The sequence below is a fragment of the Kribbella sp. NPDC051620 genome (assembly GCF_044453825.1).
Classification (GTDB): domain Bacteria; phylum Actinomycetota; class Actinomycetes; order Propionibacteriales; family Kribbellaceae; genus Kribbella.
This window is the reverse complement of sequence record NZ_JBITDB010000002.1, coordinates 1,078,001-1,096,680: the sequence shown is the minus strand read 5'-3', so window position 1 is coordinate 1,096,680 and position 18,680 is coordinate 1,078,001. Positions and strand designations below refer to the sequence as shown.

Genomic DNA, 18,680 nt, shown 5'->3' with positions numbered 1-18,680 from the left:
CCCTAGAAGGTGTGCTCGTCGCTGGGGAAGGTGCCTGCGGTGACGTCGGCGGCGAAGTCGGTGGCGGCGTTGGTGAGGATGCCTCGGAGGTCGGCGTACTGCTTGACGAAGCGGGGCATCTGGCCGGAGCGCATGCCGGCCATGTCCTGCCAGACGAGTACCTGGGCGTCGGTGTCGCGGCCCGCGCCGATGCCGATGGTCGGGATCGGGATGCGCTTGGTGATCTCCGCCGAGACGTCACCGGGGACCATCTCGAGCACCACCGAGAAGGCGCCGGCCTCGGCCAGAGCGACCGCGTCGTCGATCAGCCCGGCTGCTTGGTCGCCGCGGCCTTGGACGCGGTAGCCGCCGATCGTGTGCTCGCTCTGCGGAGTGAAGCCGATGTGCGCCATCACGGGGATGCCTGACTGCGTGAGCTTCTCCACGGCCGGCACCATGTTGCGCCCGCCCTCCAGCTTCACCGCGTGCACGCCCGCTTCCTTCATGAACCGGACGGCGGTGTGGAAGGCCTGCTCAGGCGATGCCTGGTACGAACCGAACGGCAGGTCGGCGACGACCAGCGCCCGCTCGACAGCACCCGCGACCGCGCGCGACAGCGGGATCAACTCGTCGACGGTGACCCGCAGGGTCGACTCGTAGCCGAAGACGTTGTTCGCGGCGGAGTCGCCGACCAGCAGCACCGGGATGCCGGCCTGGTCGAAGATCTCGGCGGTGTACTGGTCGTAGGCGGTCAGCATCGCCCACTTCTCGCCGCGGTTCTTCATGTCCCGCAGATGGTGGATGCGATAGCGCCGCGGCCGCTTGCTCGCGTCTGCCGGCGTACTGCCCCCAGCCGATCCGAGTGCAGAGCTACCGCCGTCACCACCGAGGCTGTTGCTCACAGCAGTCGGCTTGGCCGCGTCCTTCGGAGTACTGGTCTCCGCAGCCGGCACAACCGTCGCAGGCGATGCACCTGCGCGACGAGCGCGGTGTGAGCTCACAGGTGTCTCCGGTACTTGGCTAGGCGCGTCCTGTTGCACGTCGGCCCGCCGCCGCGCGCCCGCAGGCCGCGGTGGGGTCTCCGCCTTGATCAGTGGCAGGGCGCCGGTGGAGGTAGGTGCAGAACTCAACGGCGCATTGCTTTCGTACTCGGCGGACGGATCCGATGGATAGCCATTGGCAGAACTGGACGCACTGGCCGGCGGTCCCGAGGTGGGCGCTGGTGCTGCTCCAGTCCATCCAGTAGCTCCCTGCCCAGCCCGGTCGCCCGGACCTTGGCCGGCCGCATTGCGACCCGCAACGGGACCGTTCTGCGCAGGAGAACCCAGCGCTCCGGTCGTACCGATCCCGTTGGAGCCGGCGTTGCCAGGAGAACGCAGACCGTTCGCCCCCGGTCCGGCAGGGTTCGCCGGAAGCCCGTTGGAACTAGGACCCCGCGACTCGGGACCAGCCTGCGTCCAGCCGTTGCTCGCCGCCGAACCGTTGGAAGAGTGGGGGGTGAGGCCGTTGCCACCCGGCCCAAGCGGCGAGCCGTTGCCCGGTACGCCGGGCCGCGACGGACCGGGTCCAGCAGCCCCACCGAGGCCCGGGCCGGACGACGCACCAAGCGAACCGGACGACGTACCGAGCGGGCCGGATGACGTACCAAGCAGGCCGGTCGGGTTGCCGAGGCCGGGGCCGGGCGGAGTACCGGGGGCTCCTTGTCCTGGGCGGGACGGCGGGGGACCGCTTGTGCCGTTGCGTCCGGGGCCGAAGGGTGGTTGCTGGGGTGCTCCAGGTGGCTGCTGCCGGAACGGCGTCTGCTCGGGGTATCCACGATCCGGATACCGCTCCTGCTGCTGCCGCTCCAACGCCTGCCGCTCCTGCGCTGCCCGCTCTTGGCCGGCCCGTTCCTGCGCGGCTGCCCGATCCTGCGCCGCACGCTCTTGTACTGCCCGCTCCTGAGTCACTCGCTCCGCCGCCGCCCGCTCCTGTGCAGCGCGCTCAGCCGCAGCTCGTTCCCGCGCCACGCGTTCAGCAGTGGCCCGCTCCTGCGCGGCCCGCTCGGCCGCAGCACGCTCCTGGGCTGCTCGTTCAGCCGCAGCGCGTTCTTGGGCCGTCCTGTCCTGGCCGGCGCGGTCCTGCGTCGGCCCATCCTGGTACGGGGGTCGGGGCGCGAAGGGCGACCCCGGCTCGAACCCGCCAGGCTCCTGGTACGTCTCCCGCTCACCCCAGCCCGGCGCGCCACCGTACGACGGCGACTCGGCCTCCTGCGGATAGCCACCGGCCGGGTAGTCGCGCTCCGGCAGGAACGGCGGCTTCGGCACATACGGCTGCTGCGGCACCGGCCCCCGCTCGTACGACCTCGGGGCGTTCGGCAGCGACGGCGCCGGGTCGAGCCCGTCCAACGCGGTCGAGCGCTCACGCCAGCCGCCATCGCCGGAGCGTCCGCCGTCGCCAGGGCGTCCGGCGTAGCCGTAGTCCGAGCGGTGCTGCTCCTCGGTTGTCCGGTTCTTCGGTCCGGTCCCGTACGGCGCCGGCAGTTCGTCGTCGGCGTCGCCGTTGGTACCGGCCGACATGAAGTTGTCAACCATGGGCTCATCGTCCCACCGTTGCGGAGGGTGAGCGCTACCGGCCGACGCTGAGGGATCGCTCACACCCGACGGGTCAGGTTTCCGGCGTTCGGGCACGCTGAAGGAATCAGCCTGCTCCGGATCCTCGGGCGGAAAGAACGGGCTGTCGTTGAAGGGGCGGTTACGCCAGGATCCACTCAGCTTTCTGCAGCCTTCCTACTGACCACACGGGTCGCGTCCTCACGCCATGCGTTCGTGATCGGCAGTCGCCGGTCCCGGCCGAAGGCCTTGTGGGTGATCTTCGGACCCGGAGGATACTGCCGCCGCTTGTACTCCGCTTTGTCGACCAGCTGGATCACCTTGCTGACCAGCTCGGTGTCGAAGCCTGCCGCCACCAGTTCCGCCGTACCGCGGTCCTGTTCGACGTAGTCGTCGAGCATGTCGTCCAGCAGGTCGTACGGCGGCAGCGAGTCGGTGTCGCGCTGTCCCGGCCGGAGCTCGGCCGACGGCGGTTTGGCGATCGCGTTCTCCGGGATCGGCGGCTGCTGACCGCGCTCCTTGGCGTCCGCGTTGCGCCACTTCGCCAGCCGCCAGACGACCGTCTTCGGCACGTCCTTCAGCGGCGCGTAGCCGCCGACCGCGTCGCCGTAGATGGTCGAGTAGCCGACGGCCAGCTCGGATTTGTTGCCACAGGCAAGTACCAGGTGGCCGTCGGCGTTCGACAGACCCATCCAGATGACGGCGCGAACGCGCGCCTGCAGGTTCTCCTCGGCCAGCCCGGTCAGCCCGAGGGTGTCCAGGAACGGCTGCACCATCGGCTGGATCGGCACCACCCGGTAGTTCAGCCCGGTCCGCGCGGCGAGCTCCGCGGCGTCGTCCTTGGAGTGGTCGCTGGAGTAGACGCTCGGGTTGGAGATGCCGAAGACGTGCTGGGCGCCGATCGCGTCGCAGGCGATCGCGGCGACCAGCGAGGAGTCGATGCCGCCGGACAGGCCGAGCAGTACGGACTTGAAGCCGTTCTTCTGCACGTAGTCGCGCAGGCCGAGCACGACGGCGCCGTACATCTCGGCCTCGTCGGACAGCTTCGGGGCCAGTGCCGAAGCGATCGGCTCGTACGGCGCCAGCGGCTCCTCGTGCAGCACCGTGTGCTCGATCCGGATGCCTTCATGCTCGCCACCCGGCGTACTGGTCGGTGCCGGCAGGTCGAGGTCGACGACCATGCTGCCCTGCTCGAACTGCGGGGCCCGGGCGAACACCTTGCCCTCGGCATCGGCGATCAGCGAGTCGCCGTCGAAGACCAGCTCGTCCTGCCCGCCGACGAGGTTCACGTAAGCGAGCGAGCAACCCGCCTCGCGGGCTCGCCGAGTGACGAGCTCACCTCGCACGTCGTCCTTGTTGGCCTCGTACGGCGAACTGTTGATGACGAGCAGCAGGCCCGCGCCCGCGGCCCGGGTCGCGGCGACCGGGCCGCCGTCCTGCCACAGGTCCTCGCAGATCACCAGCGCGACATCGACGCCGTGGATGCGGATCACCTGCAGGCTGTCGCCGGGGACGAAGTGCCGGAACTCGTCGAAGACGCCGTAGTTCGGCAGGTGGTGCTTGACGGCCGACGTGACCACCTCACCGCGATACAGCACCGCGGCCGAGTTCGTCGGTGAACCCTTGGGGCGGCCGAGCCGGTCGACGCCCATCGCGGTACCGGACGCGCGGTCGAGGTACCCGACGACGACCACGATCTCGCCGAGACCTTCTTCGGCCAGCCGGTGCGCGAGCTTCTTGATCTTGGCCTGCGAGGCATCCACGAACGACGCCCGCAACGCGAGGTCCTCGACCGGATAACCGGTCAGCGCCAGCTCGGGAAAGGCCACCAGATGGGCGCCTCGCTCAACGGCGTTCCGGGTCCAGGTGACGATTTTCTCGGCATTGCCGTCGACGTCACCGACCGTCACGTTGAGCTGAGCAAGAGCAACCCGAAGCTGAGGCACGGGAGCACCCTACTGGTTACCGGAGTCCCCGCCCCGGACCTGCCGGAATTAGTTGGCTGGCCTTTACAAAGAATCGGGTCCGGAGCCTCAGGCCTCGACAGCCGTCAGCCATTCCGCGTCGACCGCCCGATAGCCGAGCCGGCTCAGCCCGTGCACGATGCCGGGGACATGCGCGCCGCCGTAGACGACGCCGACCCGCAACGCCTCGCCGGCCCGCGATTCGTACAGCTCGGCGAGCGCGGTGAGGACCCGCTCGTCGCGCCGCCCGAGGAAGAGTTCGCGGAACGCGCCGATGTCGTCGGACTCGAGTTCCTCGGCCGCCGAGGGCAGGTCGTTGACCTCGATGTCGCGGCTCAGCAGCCGTTGCCGGCCGTTGAAGTAGTTCCCCACCGCGGCGAGCGGAGTCGCTCCCCAGACCAGGACCCGGGTCTTCAGGGGCAGTGCCCGCACGCCCTCGCCGAGTTCCCGCTCGGTCAGGTCCGGTGTGATCACCGGTACGCCGAGATCGCCGTACGCGATGTCGTCCTCGACCAGTCCGGAGTCGCGGTTCGCCGCGGTGGCGCGATAGGTCGCCGTGAGCGCCGACAACGCCCACGACCCCACACCGGATCCCACACCGGACCCCTCGCCGGCCTGCTGGCCATCGCCGTGGCTCTCGTCGCCCTCGGCATCATGGCTGTCGGGCACGATGCCCTCGACGACGAGCAGGTCGCACCTGCGCAGCCGCTCGGTGACCTCTTGGTAGAACGACGGCATCGCGACGTGCAGCATCGGGAACACGACGAACTCCAGTGCGGTACCGCGCCGCCGCAACCGGATCGCGGCGCACCGTACGCCGACGATGCTGTGCTCGATGATCTGCATGGCACTGCGACGCCGGTCCGCGGTCGTACGTTCCCTAGGGCAGATCCTCCGGCTCGATCGCCGCGGTGTAGGTGGTGATGGTGGTCAGGTAGCCCTGGCTGAACTCGTAGATGTCGCAGGAGCGGACGAAGGACGTGTTCCATCTGGCGTCGACGTATTTGGCGACGGTGTCGATGGCGACGGCGTCCGGGCCGACGACCGTCTTGAAGCGGAGGAACTGGGTGGTGGTCCGCTCCAGCTGACCGAGCGACTGCTCGCAGGCGGCCTGGACCTGCTCGGTTCCCTCGAGCCGGGCGGCACCGACCAGGGTCCACTCGACCTGGGGGTGCAGGAAGTCGTAGGTCTCCCGGAACTGATGGCTCGAGAACGCCTCAGCCACCTGCTGAATCGTCGGCATCCGCCGATGCTACTTCTCGAGGAAGTCCAGCACCCGGCTCTTCAGCAGGGTCGCCGCGGCCTCGTCGTAGTCCGGCAGCGAGGAGTCGGTGAAGAGGTGTTGCTTGCCTGGATAGAGGAAGAGCTCGGCGTCCGGGCTGGAGGCGACCAGTGCCTTCGCCGCGTCGAGATCGCCGTCCTCCTCGGTGAACCACGGGTCCTCGTCCATGCCGTGCACCTGGACCGGTACGCCGGCCGGCCAGCTCTCGCCGAACTCCGACACCGGGAGGCAGCCGTGCAGCAACAGGGCGCCGCGGGCGGCCGGGCTGGTCTGGGCGAGTTGCTGCGCCGGCATCACGCCGAGCGAGAAGCCGGCGAAGACCAGGCCGTTGCCCAGCTCGCCCTCGCCCAACTGCTCGGCGGCAGCGACCGCACGATCCTTCACGACCCCGAAGCCGGTCGCCTTCGCATAGCCGATTCCTTCCTCGATGGTGCCGAAGGTGTTGCCTTCGTACACGTCGGGGAGGTGGACGGTATGACCTGCCGCGCGCAGGTCGTCGGCGAATGCGCGAACCCCGTCGGTCAGTCCCTGCGCGTGGTGGAACAGCACTACCTCAGCCATCGTCAGCCCCTCTGAACAGATCCTGCGACTGTGAATGATCCAAGAATGTCGAACGTTCTGCGATGTTAGTCTGATCGGACCATGACAGGCAATCCCCAGGTACCGGACTACGAGCTCGACGACACCCTCGAGCTCACGACGGCCGAGCAGGTCAAGGCGATCAGCGACCCGCTCCGGACCTCGATCATCCAGTTGCTGCACGAGCGCGCCGCGACCGTGACCGAGCTGGCCGCCGCGGTGAAACGCCCGAAGAGCACCGTCGCGCACCACGTCAACGTGCTCGCCGACGCCGGGCTGCTGAAGGTGGTCCGGACTCGCCGGGTGCGCGCGATCGAGGAGCGGTTCTACGGCCGCGCCGCCCGGGTGTTCTTCTATGAGATGGGCCGGACGGGGGCGCTGGACTTCAACGATTTCGAGGTCGCGGCGAAGGAGTCGGTGACCGCGTTCGAGGCCGGCCAACTGCGTTCCTTCATCCGGCACGCCCGGGTTCCCGACGAGCGGATCGGGGAGTTCTGGGGGCGGGTGCACGAGTTGGTCCAGGAGTTCGACAAGCTGCCGCGGTCCGGCGACACGACGTACGGGTTCGTCGTCGGTTCGTACCCGGTGAGCGATTATCCGGCGCTGCCACCCCGCCAGGACGACGCGGACTGATCCGTCGAAGGAACGAGGACCCCGCGGGATGCTTGGTGTGTAATGGCGGGCGTGGTGACGAAGGAACGTACTGGGGACATCCGGCTGGGCCCGGTGGGCAAGGCCGTCAGAGTCGTCGTGGCGCTGGCCGGGATCGGCTTGCTGATCAACGGATCGGTGCGCGCGAGTGACGACGCCTGGCCGTTCGGGCCGATGTCGCAGTACGCCGGATCGGTCGCCGACGACGCGTCGATCACCTACACCCGGATCAGCGCGCAGACCGATGCCGGGACGACGGTCGACGTGCCGCTCAACATCGAGGGCGCCGGCGTGGCCCGGGCCGAGATCGAGGCGCGCACCGGCGAGATCGTGAAGGACCCGTCGCTGCTGCAGGCCGTCGCCGACGGCTGGGCCCGCAAGCACCCGGACAAGCCCAAGTACGTGAAGCTCGAACTGATCCGCGACACCACCACGCTGGTCAAGGGCCGAGTGGTCGGCGACCCGGTCCCCGAGGTCCTCGCAACTTGGCAGGTACGTAAATGACCAAAGTTGTTGGGTGGTTCACCCCCACGGTCGCACTGGCCCGGATCGCGTGGTTGCGGACGATCCTCTACCTGTTCGTCATCCTCGACATGCACGCCTTCGTCCGCGACACCCGGCTCAAGGGCGAGCACCCCGGCCTCTACCAGCCGCTGCTGCTGGCCCGGCTCCTCGACCTGCCGAAGCCGTCCGTCGCGAACACCACCACCCTGTACGTCGTACTGATCGTGTTCTGCCTGATCGGCGCGGCCAACCGCCTCCCCAGGCTGGCCGGCTGGATCGTCGCGCCGGCCTTCACCTGGTGGGTGCTGATCGGGATGAGCGACGGCAAGGTCGACCACGACCACCTCGCCCTCGTCGTCGCGCTCTGGGTACTGCCGTCCGTCCGGCCACGCGTGACGAGTTGGAACCGGCGCTGGCGGCACGACGTCTCGGTGTATGCCGACCAGACCCGCTCCGAGGCGGCCGGCTGGGCGATCCGCTGCGTTCAGATCGCGGTCATCGCGACGTACTTCCTCTCCGCGATCGCCAAGCTGCGCGGCGCCGGCTGGACGCTGGCCTGGCCGGGGAGCGCGATCCTGACCTGGGCGATCGTGCGTCGCCCGCATCCGGTCGGGGAGTGGCTGCTGCACCATCCGTGGATGCTGCACGTGATGCAGTGGGTCGGCATCATCGGGGAGTTCTGCTCGCCGGTCATCCTCTGGCTCAAGGGCCGGTGGCAGTTGATGGGCGCGCTGTTCTTCCTCGGCTTCCACGTCGCGAACACGGCGATCCTGCTGATCCACTTCCTGCCGACCGTGGTCTGCTGGCTGGCGTTCGCGCCGCTGGAGCGGATCGTGCCCTGGTTCCAGGAGCGGAGATCAGACCGCGACGCCGGACAAGCCGAAGACGAGTCCGAAGAGAGCCGGCAGGCCGAGCAGCAGGCCGGCGCGTAGCCGGAAGCGGCGGCCACCGGGACCGGGAGTGCGGACGATGCGGGACAGCACCGCACCGGCGTACCCGAAGATCAGCGCGGCGAACAGGATCTGCTTGGTCGGCAGACCGGCGTCGGCATGCGTCAGGCCGAGCGTGACGAGCCCGGGGCAGCAGAACGCGAACATCCCGAACCCGAGCTCAGGAATCGGCAGCCAGCGCCGTCCGAGTACATCGAGCTCGGCCGGGCGCCGCCGCTGGACCGACCGGATGAACCGGCCCGTGCTGAGCAGCAGGTCGCTGGCGCAGAGGATCGCAGCGATGACCAGCGCCACATGGAAGATCGTCTGCACCAGAGGAGACTAGAGGGTTATCGCTGGTCGTGCGGCGGGAGGGCGCATGCTGGCGTGCCGCCGGGCATCTTCTCCCGGTTGTTCGCGATCAGCCGGTAGATCCCGGCCGCCACCCAGCGCACGGGTGGGAGCGTGATCATCACTCCGAGCGGTCGCCACGGACCACCGCTGTGGATCAGCCAGCGCGCGAACGCCTGCGCTCCACCGTGGATCGTCCCGGCCTGGTCCACCCAGAGCACCTCGTACTGCGCCCGCTCGGCCGTCGTCCCGTACGCCGCCAGGTCGGTGAACTGCCACGGCTCGACCGGCACCGCGCCGCCCAGCCTGCGCTGCAGCCAGCGGGCGCTCGTAGTACAGAAGGCGCAGTCGCCGTCGAAGATCAGGATCGGGGTGGTGGGCACGCCGCCAATCTACTGCCGGGGCGGATGCGTGCGATCTCTCCTCCTCCACGTAACGTCTGCTTAACACGCCCGAGGCAGACTGTGTGAGGCCCTGGGATTCAGGCGTTTGAGACACATGAGAGAGGTGGACTCGCCGATGGACAAGCAGCAGGAGTTCGTGCTGCGCGCGCTCGAGGAGCGCGACGTGCGGTTCGTGCGGCTCTGGTTCACCGATGTGCTCGGGTTCCTCAAGTCGGTGGCGGTCGCGCCGGCCGAGCTGGAGGGCGCGTTCGCCGAGGGGATCGGGTTCGACGGATCCGCGATCGAGGGCTTCGCCCGGGTGACCGAGGCGGACATGCTGGCCAAGCCGGACCCGTCGACGTTCCAGATCCTGCCCTGGCGGGGCGAGACGATGGGCACCGCGCGGATGTTCTGCGACATCAACATGCCCGACGGCTCGGCGTCCTTCGCCGACCCGCGGCACGTGCTGAAGCGGACCCTGTCGAAGGCGGCCGATCTGGGCTTCACCTTCTACACGCACCCCGAGATCGAGTTCTACCTGTTCAAGTCGCTGACCGGCGCGCCCGGCACGTACCCCGAACCGGTCGACTCCTCGGGCTACTTCGACCACACCCCGCAGGGGATCGGCAACGACTTCCGCCGCGAGGCGATCACGATGCTGGAGTCGATGGGCATCTCGGTCGAGTTCAGCCACCACGAGGGCGGCCCGGGCCAGCAGGAGATCGACCTGCGGTACGCCGACGCGCTGTCGACCGCGGACAACATCATGACGTTCCGCGTGGTGGTGAAGGAGGTCGCGCTGTCGCAGGGCATCTACGCGTCCTTCATGCCGAAGCCGCTGAGCGAGCACCCGGGTTCGGGCATGCACACCCACATGTCGTTGTTCGAGGGCGACCGGAACGCGTTCTTCGAGGGCGGCGCGCAGTACCAGCTGTCCAAGACCGGACGTGCGTTCATCGCCGGCCTGCTGCACCACGCGGCCGAGATCACCGCGGTGACGAACCAGTGGGTGAACTCGTACAAGCGGCTCGCCGTCGGAGACGAGGCCCCGTCGTTCATCTCGTGGGGCCACAACAACCGGTCCGCGCTGGTCCGGGTGCCGATGTACAAGCCGCACAAGGGCCAGTCGTCGCGGGTCGAGTTCCGCTCGCTGGACTCGGCAGCGAACCCGTACCTGGCCTTCGCGCTGATGCTCGCGGCCGGCCTCAAGGGCATCGAGGAAGGCTACGAGCTGCCCCGCGAGGTCGAGGAAGACGTCTGGTCCCTGACCAGCCGCGAACGCAAGGCCCTCGGCATCAAGCCCCTCCCGAGCAGCCTCGCCGAGGCGATCTCGGTGATGGAAGACAGCGAACTGGTCGCCGAAACCCTCGGCGAACACGTCTTCGACTTCTTCCTCCGCAACAAACGAGTCGAATGGCAGGACTACCGCCGCCAGGTCACACCGTTCGAGCTGAACAAACTGCTGCCTGTTCTCTGACTCCTTACGTCCGAAGAACCGAAGGAACGTCTGCATCAGTTCTTCGGACGTAACGGGAGGGTGGATTCAGCTGGTGGGGGCGGGTTCGTGCGAGCTCCAGCGGGCAGTTGCCGTGGAGTGGCGGTACGGCTCGTCGGTGTCCGGGGTTCTGATGGCGGTCAGGCCGGTGATGTCTACTTCGGGGGCTCGCTCGATGACGGCTGAGCCGTCGGGGGCGAGGGCGTGGACTTCTTCCACTGTGAGGAGGCCTACCGGGCGGATGCCTTCGGTGATCACCACGATGTTGCCGGGGACAACCTGCTGGGCGCGGTGGCCTTTCGGTGGTACCAGGATTCCTTCCGCGGGTGTGCGCCAGGCACCCGGCGCGAACCGCCGCAGCGACAGCCCCGCCTGCCCGTCCTCGGCCGTCCTCGGTGGGAGGTACGCCGTTGCTGTGTAGTCGTAGTCGTAGTCCGGCTCAGGCGGCCCGGACACTCGCCCACCCTGCTGGGGCGTCAACCAGACCACCGTGCCCCGGACAGCGAGCGACCCCGTCATCATGACCATAACGAGCCATCATGCCGACTACAGCCCGAATATGCCAGGCAACTCCGAGTGTTGACCGCAATCCCACCGCAATCCACCCGAGATCTACCGCAAGACCGTCCCAACCAGCCCCAGCCCCGGCCCCCGATGCCGCAACGCGGCGGCTGAGGTGGGTTCGGAGGGGGCGCACTAGGCTGGCAGGTGTGGCTGAGGTTCGGAGGGTTTCGGGGGCGGGGCGGTTGGCGCGGGCCGGGTTCGCGGATTCGGCGCGGGCTGTGCGGATGCTGGATCAGCTGGATGCGCTCGACGGGCTGAGTGGGCCGGACGAGCACAGTCCGATGGCGAGCGACCAGCTGATCGCGTCGCTGGGGGAGTCGGCTGATCCGGATCTCGCGCTGGCCGGGCTGCTCGGGCTTGCCGAGTCGTTGCACGCGGGCGGCTTCGACCTCGCGGCGTTCGCGCGCTGCCTCGACCTGGATCCGGACTTCCGGCGACGACTGGTCTTCGTTCTCGGCGCGAGTGAGGCGCTCGGGCGACACCTGAGCGTGCATCCACGGCACTGGTACGACCTGGCAGACCCGGCGCTGGCGGCGTCCCGTCCGACACCGGATGACGTCGCCGCGTGCCTCGCGACAGCCGTCGACGCGGACAATCCGGTGGACGCGCTCAGAGTGGAGTACCGGCGGCTGTTGCTCCGGCTGGCGTCGAGAGATCTCGCCGAGGGGCTGCTCGTCGACGAGACAGCGGCAGTACTGGCTGATCTCGCCGGTGGCGCGTTGGAGACGGCGTTGCGGATCGCGCGCAACGACTACTTCGCCGCGCACCCGAAGGCGGCCGACTGCCGGCTCGCGATCGTTGCCATGGGCAAGTGTGGCGGCCGCGAGCTGAACTACGTGAGCGACGTCGACGTACTGTTCGTCGCCGAGCCGTTGGAGGGCGAGCCCGAGGCGCCGGCCCTCAAGACGGCGACCGCGCTGGCGTCGGCGACCATGCGGATCTGCTCAGCTCATACCGCCGAGGGCACGTTGTGGCCGGTCGACGCCGCGCTGCGTCCGGAGGGGAAGGCCGGTCCGCTGGTGCGGACGCTCGACAGCCACCTCGCGTACTACCAGCGCTGGGCCAAGACGTGGGAGTTCCAGGCGTTGCTGAAGGCGCGGCCGGTCGCGGGCGATGCCGAGCTCGGGCAGGAGTACGCCGCCAAGACCCGCGAGCTGGTCTGGTCGGCGGCTGACCGCGAAGGCTTCGTCGGCGACGTCCAGGCGATGCGGCGTCGCGTGGTCGACCACATCCCGGCGGCCGATGCGGATCGCCAGTTGAAGCTCGGTCCTGGTGGATTGCGGGACGTGGAGTTCGCAGTACAGCTGCTGCAGTTGGTGCATGGGCGCAGCGACGAATCGGTTCGGAGCGGTACTACGTTGGTCGCACTCGAGCAGTTGACCGGCTCGGGGTATGTCGGCCGGACCGACGGCGCAGTACTGGCCGATGCCTACCGGTTCCTGCGGTCGATGGAGCATCGGATCCAGCTGTACCGGCTCCGGCGCACGCATCAGGTGCCGGACGATGACGACGACCTGCGCCGGTTGGGACGATCGCTGGGGTTCACCAAGAACCCGATCGACGATCTGACGGCCGCGTGGAAGAAGCACGGGCTCGAAGTACGCCGATTGCACGAGAAGCTCTTCTACCGTCCGTTGCTGGCCGCCGTCGCGCGGATCCCCGGCGGCGAGGTTCGGCTGACTCCGGAGGCCGCCAAACAGCGGCTGACCGCGCTCGGGTACGCCGATCCGGGGTCGGCGCTGCGGCACATCGAGGCGTTGTCGGAGGGGGTGTCGCGGCGGTCGTCGATCCAGCGCGCGCTGCTGCCGGCGATGCTCGGGTGGTTCGCCGAGTCGCCTGATCCCGACGCCGGATTGCTGGCCTTCCGGACGATCTCGGACGCGCTGGGGTCGACGCCTTGGTACCTGCGTCAGCTGCGGGACGAGGGCGCGTCGGCCGAGCGGCTGGCGCACTTGCTCGCCAGTGGGCGGTACGCGGTCGATCTGCTGCAACGCGCGCCCGAGGCGACGGCGATGCTCGCGGATGAGCGGGAGTTGTCGCCGCGTTCGTCGGAGTCACTGTTGACGGAGATGACGGCGGCCGGGCGGCGGCAGGATGAGCCCGAGGCTGCGGTGGCGGCGATTCGTGGAGCGCGGCGGCGGGAGTTGTTCCGGGTCGCGGCGTCGGATCTCTCCGGACTGCTTGAGGTCGAGGCGGTCGGGGAGGCGCTGACGACGGTGTCGATGGCGACGCTGACGGCCGCGCTGGAGGTCGCTCGGCGGACGGTGGCCAAGGGAGAGCCGGAGCCGACGCGGATGTCGATCGTCGCGATGGGACGGTTCGGCGGGCATGAGCTGAGCTATGGCTCCGATGCCGATGTGATGTTCGTGCACGATCCGCTGCCGGGCGCTTCGGAGAAGGCGGCGACGGATTTCGCGACGCAGGCGGCGACCGAGCTCCGACGGCTGCTGGCGCTGCCAGGTGCTGATCCCGCGGTGGCGATCGACGCTGACCTGCGACCGGAGGGACGGCAAGGGCCATTGGTACGGACGCTCGCCTCCTATGCGTCGTACTACGCACGCTGGTCGGCCGTCTGGGAAGCGCAGGCGTTGTTGCGGGCCGACCCGTTGTGTGGAGACCCCACTCTGTGCAAGGCCTTCCGCGACCTCATCGACCCGCTGCGCTACCCCGACGGTGGAATCTCCGAGCGCGACGTGATGGAGATCCGCCGCATCAAGGCGCGCGTGGATGCCGAACGACTGCCGCGTGGCGCCGACCCGGCAACGCACACCAAGCTCGGTCGCGGCGGACTGGCCGACATCGAGTGGACGGTGCAACTCCTGCAGATGCGCTATGCCCACCAGGTCGAAGGTCTCCGGACCACCCGCACCCTGGGAGCGCTGCGAGCAGCAGTAGACGTTGGCCTGGTCGAGGCCCCGGACGCCGACGTCCTGAGCCGCGCCTGGGAGCTGGCCACCCGGATCCGCAACGCGATCATGCTCGTCCGCGCCCGCCCCAGCGACTCCCTGCCCAGAGACCCGCGCGACCTCGCGGCCGTCGCCCAGATCTGCGGCTACAACGCCGGGGAGACCAGCCGCTTCTCCGACGACTACCTCCGCCGGACCCGCCAGGCCCGCAACGTGGTCGACCGCCTCTTCTGGGGGGACTGACCACCGCTCCGCCACCACCTAGCTGTTTGCTCCGCTTGACAGGCAACCTTTTGGTTGCCTATTTTGGAGGGGTGGAGCTGGTGTTCAAGGCCTTGGCGGACGGGCAGCGGCGAGCGCTGCTGGATGCCTTGCGGGAACGCAACGGGCAGACGCTGCTGGAGTTGTGCGAGCTGCTGCCCGAGCTGAGCCGGCAGGGGGTGACCAAGCACCTGCGGATCCTCGAGGACGCGGACCTGGTGATCAGCGTCAAACGGGGGCGGAACAAGTACCACTACCTGAATCCGGTGCCGATCAACGAGATCGCCGAGCGATGGATCGGCAACTACGAACGCGACAAGCTGCGCGCGCTCAGTGCGCTGAAGGCAGCGTTGGAGGAGAAATCATGAGCAGTCCCGCGATGATCCACGTCACCTACATCGAGACCACGCCGGAGAAACTCTGGCAGGCGCTCACGTCCGGCGCCTTCACCGAGCTGTACTGGTTCGGCCGCCGGATCGAGTCCGACTGGACGGTCGGCTCGCCGGTGAACTTCTACGACAGCGCCGACGACAGCCTGACCGACTCGGGCGAAGTGCTCGTCTACGACGAGCCGAAAACCCTCGCCTACACGTTCAAGAACGAGACCGTCGAAGGCGAGGTCCCCGGTCGCGTCACCTTCACCATCAGCCCGGCCGGTGACTCGGTCGTCAAGCTCCAGGTGGTCCACGACCAGATCGCCGAGGACACCGTGGAAGGCTGGCGCAACGGCTGGGGCCCCATCCTCGCCAACCTCAAGACCTACCTGGAGACCGGCCGTACGCTGCAGATCAAGCTCTGACCATCACCTAGGCTTTGGGGGTGGAGACGGTGGAGCAGGTGCGGCAGGCGGGGGTGTTCAGCACCGTCCGGCGGAGTGTGCGGATGACGGTGGGCCAGCAGCGGGTCTGGGAGACCAACTGGCCGCGGCTGGGCCGCAAGCTCGAGGACATTCCGGCCGGGCTGGTGGATCTGGCGGACTGGTTCGGGCGGGAAGCGCCTACCGTTCTGGAGATCGGGTCGGGGATGGGCGAGGGGACCTCGCAGCTGGCCCGGCAGGCTCCCGACGTCAACCACATCGCTGCTGAGGTCTATCCGGCCGGGCTCGGGCAGCTGATGTTGTGGGTGGAGAAGTACGAGCTCGACAACGTCCGGCTGCTGCACGGGGACGCGCTCGAGTTCCTGACCGATCACCTGCCGGCCGAGTCGCTGGCGGGGGTACGGGTGTTCTTCCCGGATCCGTGGCCGAAGAAGCGGCATCACAAGCGCCGACTCATCACGCCGCCGTTCGTGAAGTTGCTCGCCTCCCGGCTGCAGCCGGGAGGAAGGTTGCATCTGGCAACGGACTGGCAGGACTACGCCGACGACATGCTGGCGATCTGCGAGGCGGAGCCGCAGCTCACCAACGAGTACGACGGTTGGGCGCCACGGCCCGAGTGGCGCCCGATCACCAAGTTCGAGTCACGCGCGCACGCCGAGGGCCGGAGCTGTCACGACCTGATGTTCACGAAGTCCGCGACGTGAAGTTCCAGTGACCTGACGGCACCGTGAACACGCAGTACCCGTCGACAGCGACCGGCTCCGGCGCATAAGGCGCAGGCACCACCGTCACATCACCCACCGCCTCAGCCGGCACATGCACCTCGGCCGTAGCACCCACAGGAACCTGTACTTCGAGTTGGAACACCCTCCCAACCCGACGCCAACTGACAGCCACCCTTCCCCGAACGGTATCCGTCCGCAACGACGCCGAATCAACCTCGGCCCGCCCATCAGGCCGAACGAGAATCCGCTCCCACCCACCACCCAGGTTCCGGAGCCCGGCCACGTTCTCGAGCAACCACTGCACAACCGTGCCCTGGAAGTAGTGGTTGCGCGACCGGGTGTCCGTCTCCCACATCTCCCACATGGTGTCGGCGCCGTTGTCGATCCAGTACCCCCAACTGGGATACGACCGCTGCAACGCGAGCTTCGCCGCCACGTCGGCATGACCATGAGCGGTCAGTACCGGCAGCAGTACGCCGACCCCGAGACATCCCGTATTGAGATGGAATCCCCGTGCCTCGATGTCCGCCACCAGGTTGGCCACCACCGCCGGAACCACCTCAGCAGGCACCATCCCGAAAGCGAGCGGCACCGCGTTGGACGTCTGCCGATAGTCAGGGTCTGACGCCGTCCGGTAGATCCCGGCGGCTCGGTCCAGAAAGGCCCCGTTCAGTCCATCAGCGAGCTCCGAGGCCGCCTTGCGCAAGCGGTCGACCTCGGCCGATTTGCCCAGCAACTCGGCGATCTCGGCGACGGCGATGACAGCGCGATACAAGTACGCAGTACCGGTGAGCCGGCGGTCTTCGGGTGGTGGGCCGTCCTGGTAGCCGGGCGGGAGCCAGTCGCCGAGGACGCTCAGCGACAAGCCGTCCGACACTCGATCGAGTTCGTAGTCGACGTAGCGGAGTACGGCGTCCCAGTGGTCGGCGAGCAACCGCTCGTCGCCGTACCAGCGATGCATCTCGCGCAGGATGAACGGATAGACGGTCGACCACTCGGTCGCCGGCGCGAGCTCGGTGTAACCCCAGTCGCCGGTCGGCACGATCACCGGCAAGCGACCGTCCTCGGACTGACTGTCGCGCAGATCGCCGAGCCACTTGGTGAAGAAACGCGCCATCCCGAGCGTGCCGGCCATCGTCGGCGCGCCGACCTGGGCGTCACCGGTCCAGCCGTTCTTCTCCATCTTCGGGGTGTCGGTCGGGATGCCGTGCAGGTTGTTGAGCACGGTCCGCCGCATCGCCTGCTCGAGCTGCTCATACAGCCGCTGGCTCGAGCTGAAACGGCTGACCGCTGGTACGTCGGAATGCACCACCCGCATCGTCACCGAGTCGCGCGTCGGCACGCCCGGGAACCCTTCGAGCTGCACGTACCGGAAACCCTTGTACGAGAAGCGCGGCTCCCACTCCTCAAGACCGTTGCCCGAGGCAATGTACTCGTCGCGCTGGAACCGGTCCTTGCGCACATGCGGGTTCTCGGCAAAAACGGTGCCGTCGGCAAGCAACCGCTCACCGTGCGTGAGGCTGATCGTAGTACCGGCCGGAGCGGTCACCCGCAGCTTGGTCCACCCGGCCGTCGTCCGCCCGAAGTCGGCGATCCACACCCCCGGCTTGGGCTGCGAAAATGAGACCGGCGCGACGTCCTCGATCACCCGGATCGGCTCATGCTCCTGAGCCCGTACCTCACCACGCGGCGCTGGTACGACGAGAGCGGTGCCCCAGCCCGAGTCGTCAAACCCAGCGTCGTCCCAACCCGCTGGATGCAGTCGCGCGTCATACGTCTCGCCGGAGAACAACGAGTCCGAGCGAGTCGGCCCGTCGGTCACCCGCCACGCGTCGTCCGTGACGATCTCGGTCACGCTGCCGTCGGTGTGCTCGATCACCAGCCGCGCGAGCAGTCGCGGCTCGGCGGTCCACGGCGTCTGATGCCAGCGCCAGACGTTCGGCGTCGACAACCCGAAGAAGCCACGTCCGAGCTCAGCGCCGAGCACGTTGTCGCCGGCCCGCAGCAGCCCGGTCACGTCGTAGGCGACCGACAGCACGGTCTCGTCGTAGTCGGTGAACCCAGGATCGAGCACCGAGTCGCCCACGCGCTGCCCGTTGATCCGCAGCTCCTGGTAGGCGAGCCCACTCGCATACAGCCGAGCGTTTTCGACGGCGGGCTCAAGCGTGAAGCTCCGCCGCAACAGCGGCGCCGGCACATCCTCATCCCGTACTTCGGAATCGCGCGCGCCGATCCATCGCGCCCCGCCGAACCCCTCACCGAGCAGCCCCGTCTCGAACCAGCTCGCCACGCTCCAACGCCCGACCCGCTCGAGCCCGTCCCACAACCGGACAGCCCAGTGATAACGCGTCCGCGGTTCCAGCGCCGGACCGTCGTACTCGATGCCGAAGGTCTTTGCGGAGCTGACACGGCCGGAGTCCCAGACATCGGCCGACTCCGGCGTCAGCAGCTCAGGCGCCGACGCGACCAGCACCTGGTACGCCGATTGCGTCGCGCCGTACCCCGGCGCGGTCGCGATCCACCCCAACCGGGGCCGGCTGACGTCCGTACCGAGTGGGCGGTCGGCGTACTCGGTGGTGAGCTTGTCCGCGGTCAACGGTCCACCAGGAGTCCAGCTGTCCATCAGGCAAGCTCCTCACACGGCCGTGTTGGTCCCGGAGGACCGTATGCACCCGTCAGACGGCTGAGCAACCGCCATG

General features: G+C 68.5%; 17 protein-coding genes. 8 read left to right on the top strand and 9 right to left on the bottom strand.

Annotation, left to right across the window (positions count from 1 at the left end; translation table 11 throughout):
* Positions 1-2 precede the first annotated feature (2 nt).
* The 5 genes from panB to ACIA12_RS12290 form a co-directional block, all read right to left on the bottom strand.
* The gene (gene panB / locus ACIA12_RS12310; protein ID WP_396366999.1) at positions 3-2,552 is read right to left on the bottom strand and encodes a 3-methyl-2-oxobutanoate hydroxymethyltransferase; all 2,550 of its coding nucleotides are present in this window, start codon (positions 2,550-2,552) and stop codon (positions 3-5) included.
* Positions 2,553-2,728: 176 nt separating this feature from the next.
* The gene (locus ACIA12_RS12305; protein WP_396366998.1) at positions 2,729-4,516 is read right to left on the bottom strand and encodes an NAD+ synthase; all 1,788 of its coding nucleotides are present in this window, start codon (positions 4,514-4,516) and stop codon (positions 2,729-2,731) included.
* 87 nt (positions 4,517-4,603) lie between these two features.
* The gene (locus ACIA12_RS12300; RefSeq protein WP_396366997.1) at positions 4,604-5,380 is read right to left on the bottom strand and encodes a hypothetical protein; all 777 of its coding nucleotides are present in this window, start codon (positions 5,378-5,380) and stop codon (positions 4,604-4,606) included.
* A gap of 34 nt (positions 5,381-5,414) precedes the next feature.
* Positions 5,415-5,777, bottom strand: coding sequence for a nuclear transport factor 2 family protein (locus tag ACIA12_RS12295; protein ID WP_396366996.1), 363 nt, complete (start codon positions 5,775-5,777; stop codon positions 5,415-5,417).
* Positions 5,778-5,786: 9 nt separating this feature from the next.
* Positions 5,787-6,377, bottom strand: a complete 591-nt coding sequence (locus ACIA12_RS12290; protein WP_396366995.1) for a dienelactone hydrolase family protein — start codon at positions 6,375-6,377, stop codon at positions 5,787-5,789.
* 81 nt (positions 6,378-6,458) lie between these two features.
* On the opposite strand from ACIA12_RS12290, the gene ACIA12_RS12285 reads away from it, so the two are divergent.
* The 3 genes from ACIA12_RS12285 to ACIA12_RS12275 are packed head-to-tail and all read left to right on the top strand — an operon-like array spanning position 6,459 to position 8,482.
* Positions 6,459-7,028: an ArsR/SmtB family transcription factor gene (locus tag ACIA12_RS12285; protein WP_396366994.1), complete on the top strand. Its 570-nt coding sequence runs from the start codon at positions 6,459-6,461 to the stop codon at positions 7,026-7,028.
* A gap of 42 nt (positions 7,029-7,070) precedes the next feature.
* Complete coding sequence (locus tag ACIA12_RS12280) at positions 7,071-7,550, top strand: hypothetical protein (protein WP_396366993.1); 480 nt, start codon at positions 7,071-7,073, stop codon at positions 7,548-7,550.
* Positions 7,547-8,482, top strand: coding sequence for an HTTM domain-containing protein (locus tag ACIA12_RS12275; protein ID WP_396366992.1), 936 nt, complete (start codon positions 7,547-7,549; stop codon positions 8,480-8,482). The genes ACIA12_RS12280 and ACIA12_RS12275 overlap by 4 nt, the downstream gene beginning before the upstream one ends.
* Here the strand turns inward: ACIA12_RS12275 and ACIA12_RS12270 are convergent.
* Positions 8,408-8,812: a hypothetical protein gene (locus ACIA12_RS12270; RefSeq protein ID WP_396366991.1), complete on the bottom strand. Its 405-nt coding sequence runs from the start codon at positions 8,810-8,812 to the stop codon at positions 8,408-8,410. The two genes, ACIA12_RS12275 and ACIA12_RS12270, sit on opposite strands and share 75 nt — an antisense overlap.
* A 17-nt stretch (positions 8,813-8,829) precedes the next feature.
* Positions 8,830-9,213, bottom strand: a complete 384-nt coding sequence (locus ACIA12_RS12265) for a thiol-disulfide oxidoreductase DCC family protein (RefSeq protein ID WP_396366990.1) — start codon at positions 9,211-9,213, stop codon at positions 8,830-8,832.
* Positions 9,214-9,349: 136 nt separating this feature from the next.
* On the opposite strand from ACIA12_RS12265, the gene glnA reads away from it, so the two are divergent.
* Positions 9,350-10,690, top strand: a complete 1,341-nt coding sequence (gene glnA / locus ACIA12_RS12260) for a type I glutamate--ammonia ligase (RefSeq protein WP_343981334.1) — start codon at positions 9,350-9,352, stop codon at positions 10,688-10,690.
* Between the two features lie 66 nt (positions 10,691-10,756).
* Here the strand turns inward: glnA and ACIA12_RS12255 are convergent, their stop codons facing one another.
* Positions 10,757-11,164, bottom strand: a complete 408-nt coding sequence (locus tag ACIA12_RS12255) for a hypothetical protein (RefSeq protein WP_396366988.1) — start codon at positions 11,162-11,164, stop codon at positions 10,757-10,759.
* 332 nt (positions 11,165-11,496) lie between these two features.
* Between ACIA12_RS12255 and ACIA12_RS12250 the strand changes: the two genes are divergently transcribed.
* The 4 genes from ACIA12_RS12250 to trmB all read left to right on the top strand — a co-directional run bounded on the left by ACIA12_RS12250 (position 11,497) and on the right by trmB (position 15,960).
* Positions 11,497-14,421: a bifunctional [glutamine synthetase] adenylyltransferase/[glutamine synthetase]-adenylyl-L-tyrosine phosphorylase gene (locus tag ACIA12_RS12250; protein ID WP_396367163.1), complete on the top strand. Its 2,925-nt coding sequence runs from the start codon at positions 11,497-11,499 to the stop codon at positions 14,419-14,421.
* A 71-nt stretch (positions 14,422-14,492) separates the two neighbouring features.
* Entirely contained in the window at positions 14,493-14,807 is a 315-nt protein-coding gene (locus ACIA12_RS12245; protein ID WP_396366987.1) for an ArsR/SmtB family transcription factor, read from the top strand.
* On the top strand, positions 14,804-15,238 hold the full coding sequence (locus ACIA12_RS12240) for an SRPBCC family protein (protein WP_396366986.1): 435 nt from the start codon (positions 14,804-14,806) through the stop codon (positions 15,236-15,238). The genes ACIA12_RS12245 and ACIA12_RS12240 overlap by 4 nt, the downstream gene beginning before the upstream one ends.
* Before the next feature lie 20 nt (positions 15,239-15,258).
* Positions 15,259-15,960 carry a tRNA (guanosine(46)-N7)-methyltransferase TrmB gene (trmB, locus tag ACIA12_RS12235; RefSeq protein WP_396366985.1) on the top strand — a complete coding sequence of 234 codons (702 nt, stop codon included), beginning with the start codon at positions 15,259-15,261 and terminating at the stop codon, positions 15,958-15,960.
* Here trmB and ACIA12_RS12230 read toward each other — a convergent pair.
* Positions 15,941-18,604 (bottom strand): family 78 glycoside hydrolase catalytic domain, encoded by a 2,664-nt coding sequence (locus ACIA12_RS12230; RefSeq protein ID WP_396366984.1) that lies wholly within the window; start codon positions 18,602-18,604, stop codon positions 15,941-15,943. The two genes, trmB and ACIA12_RS12230, sit on opposite strands and share 20 nt — an antisense overlap.
* Between the last annotated feature and the right edge of the window lie 76 nt (positions 18,605-18,680).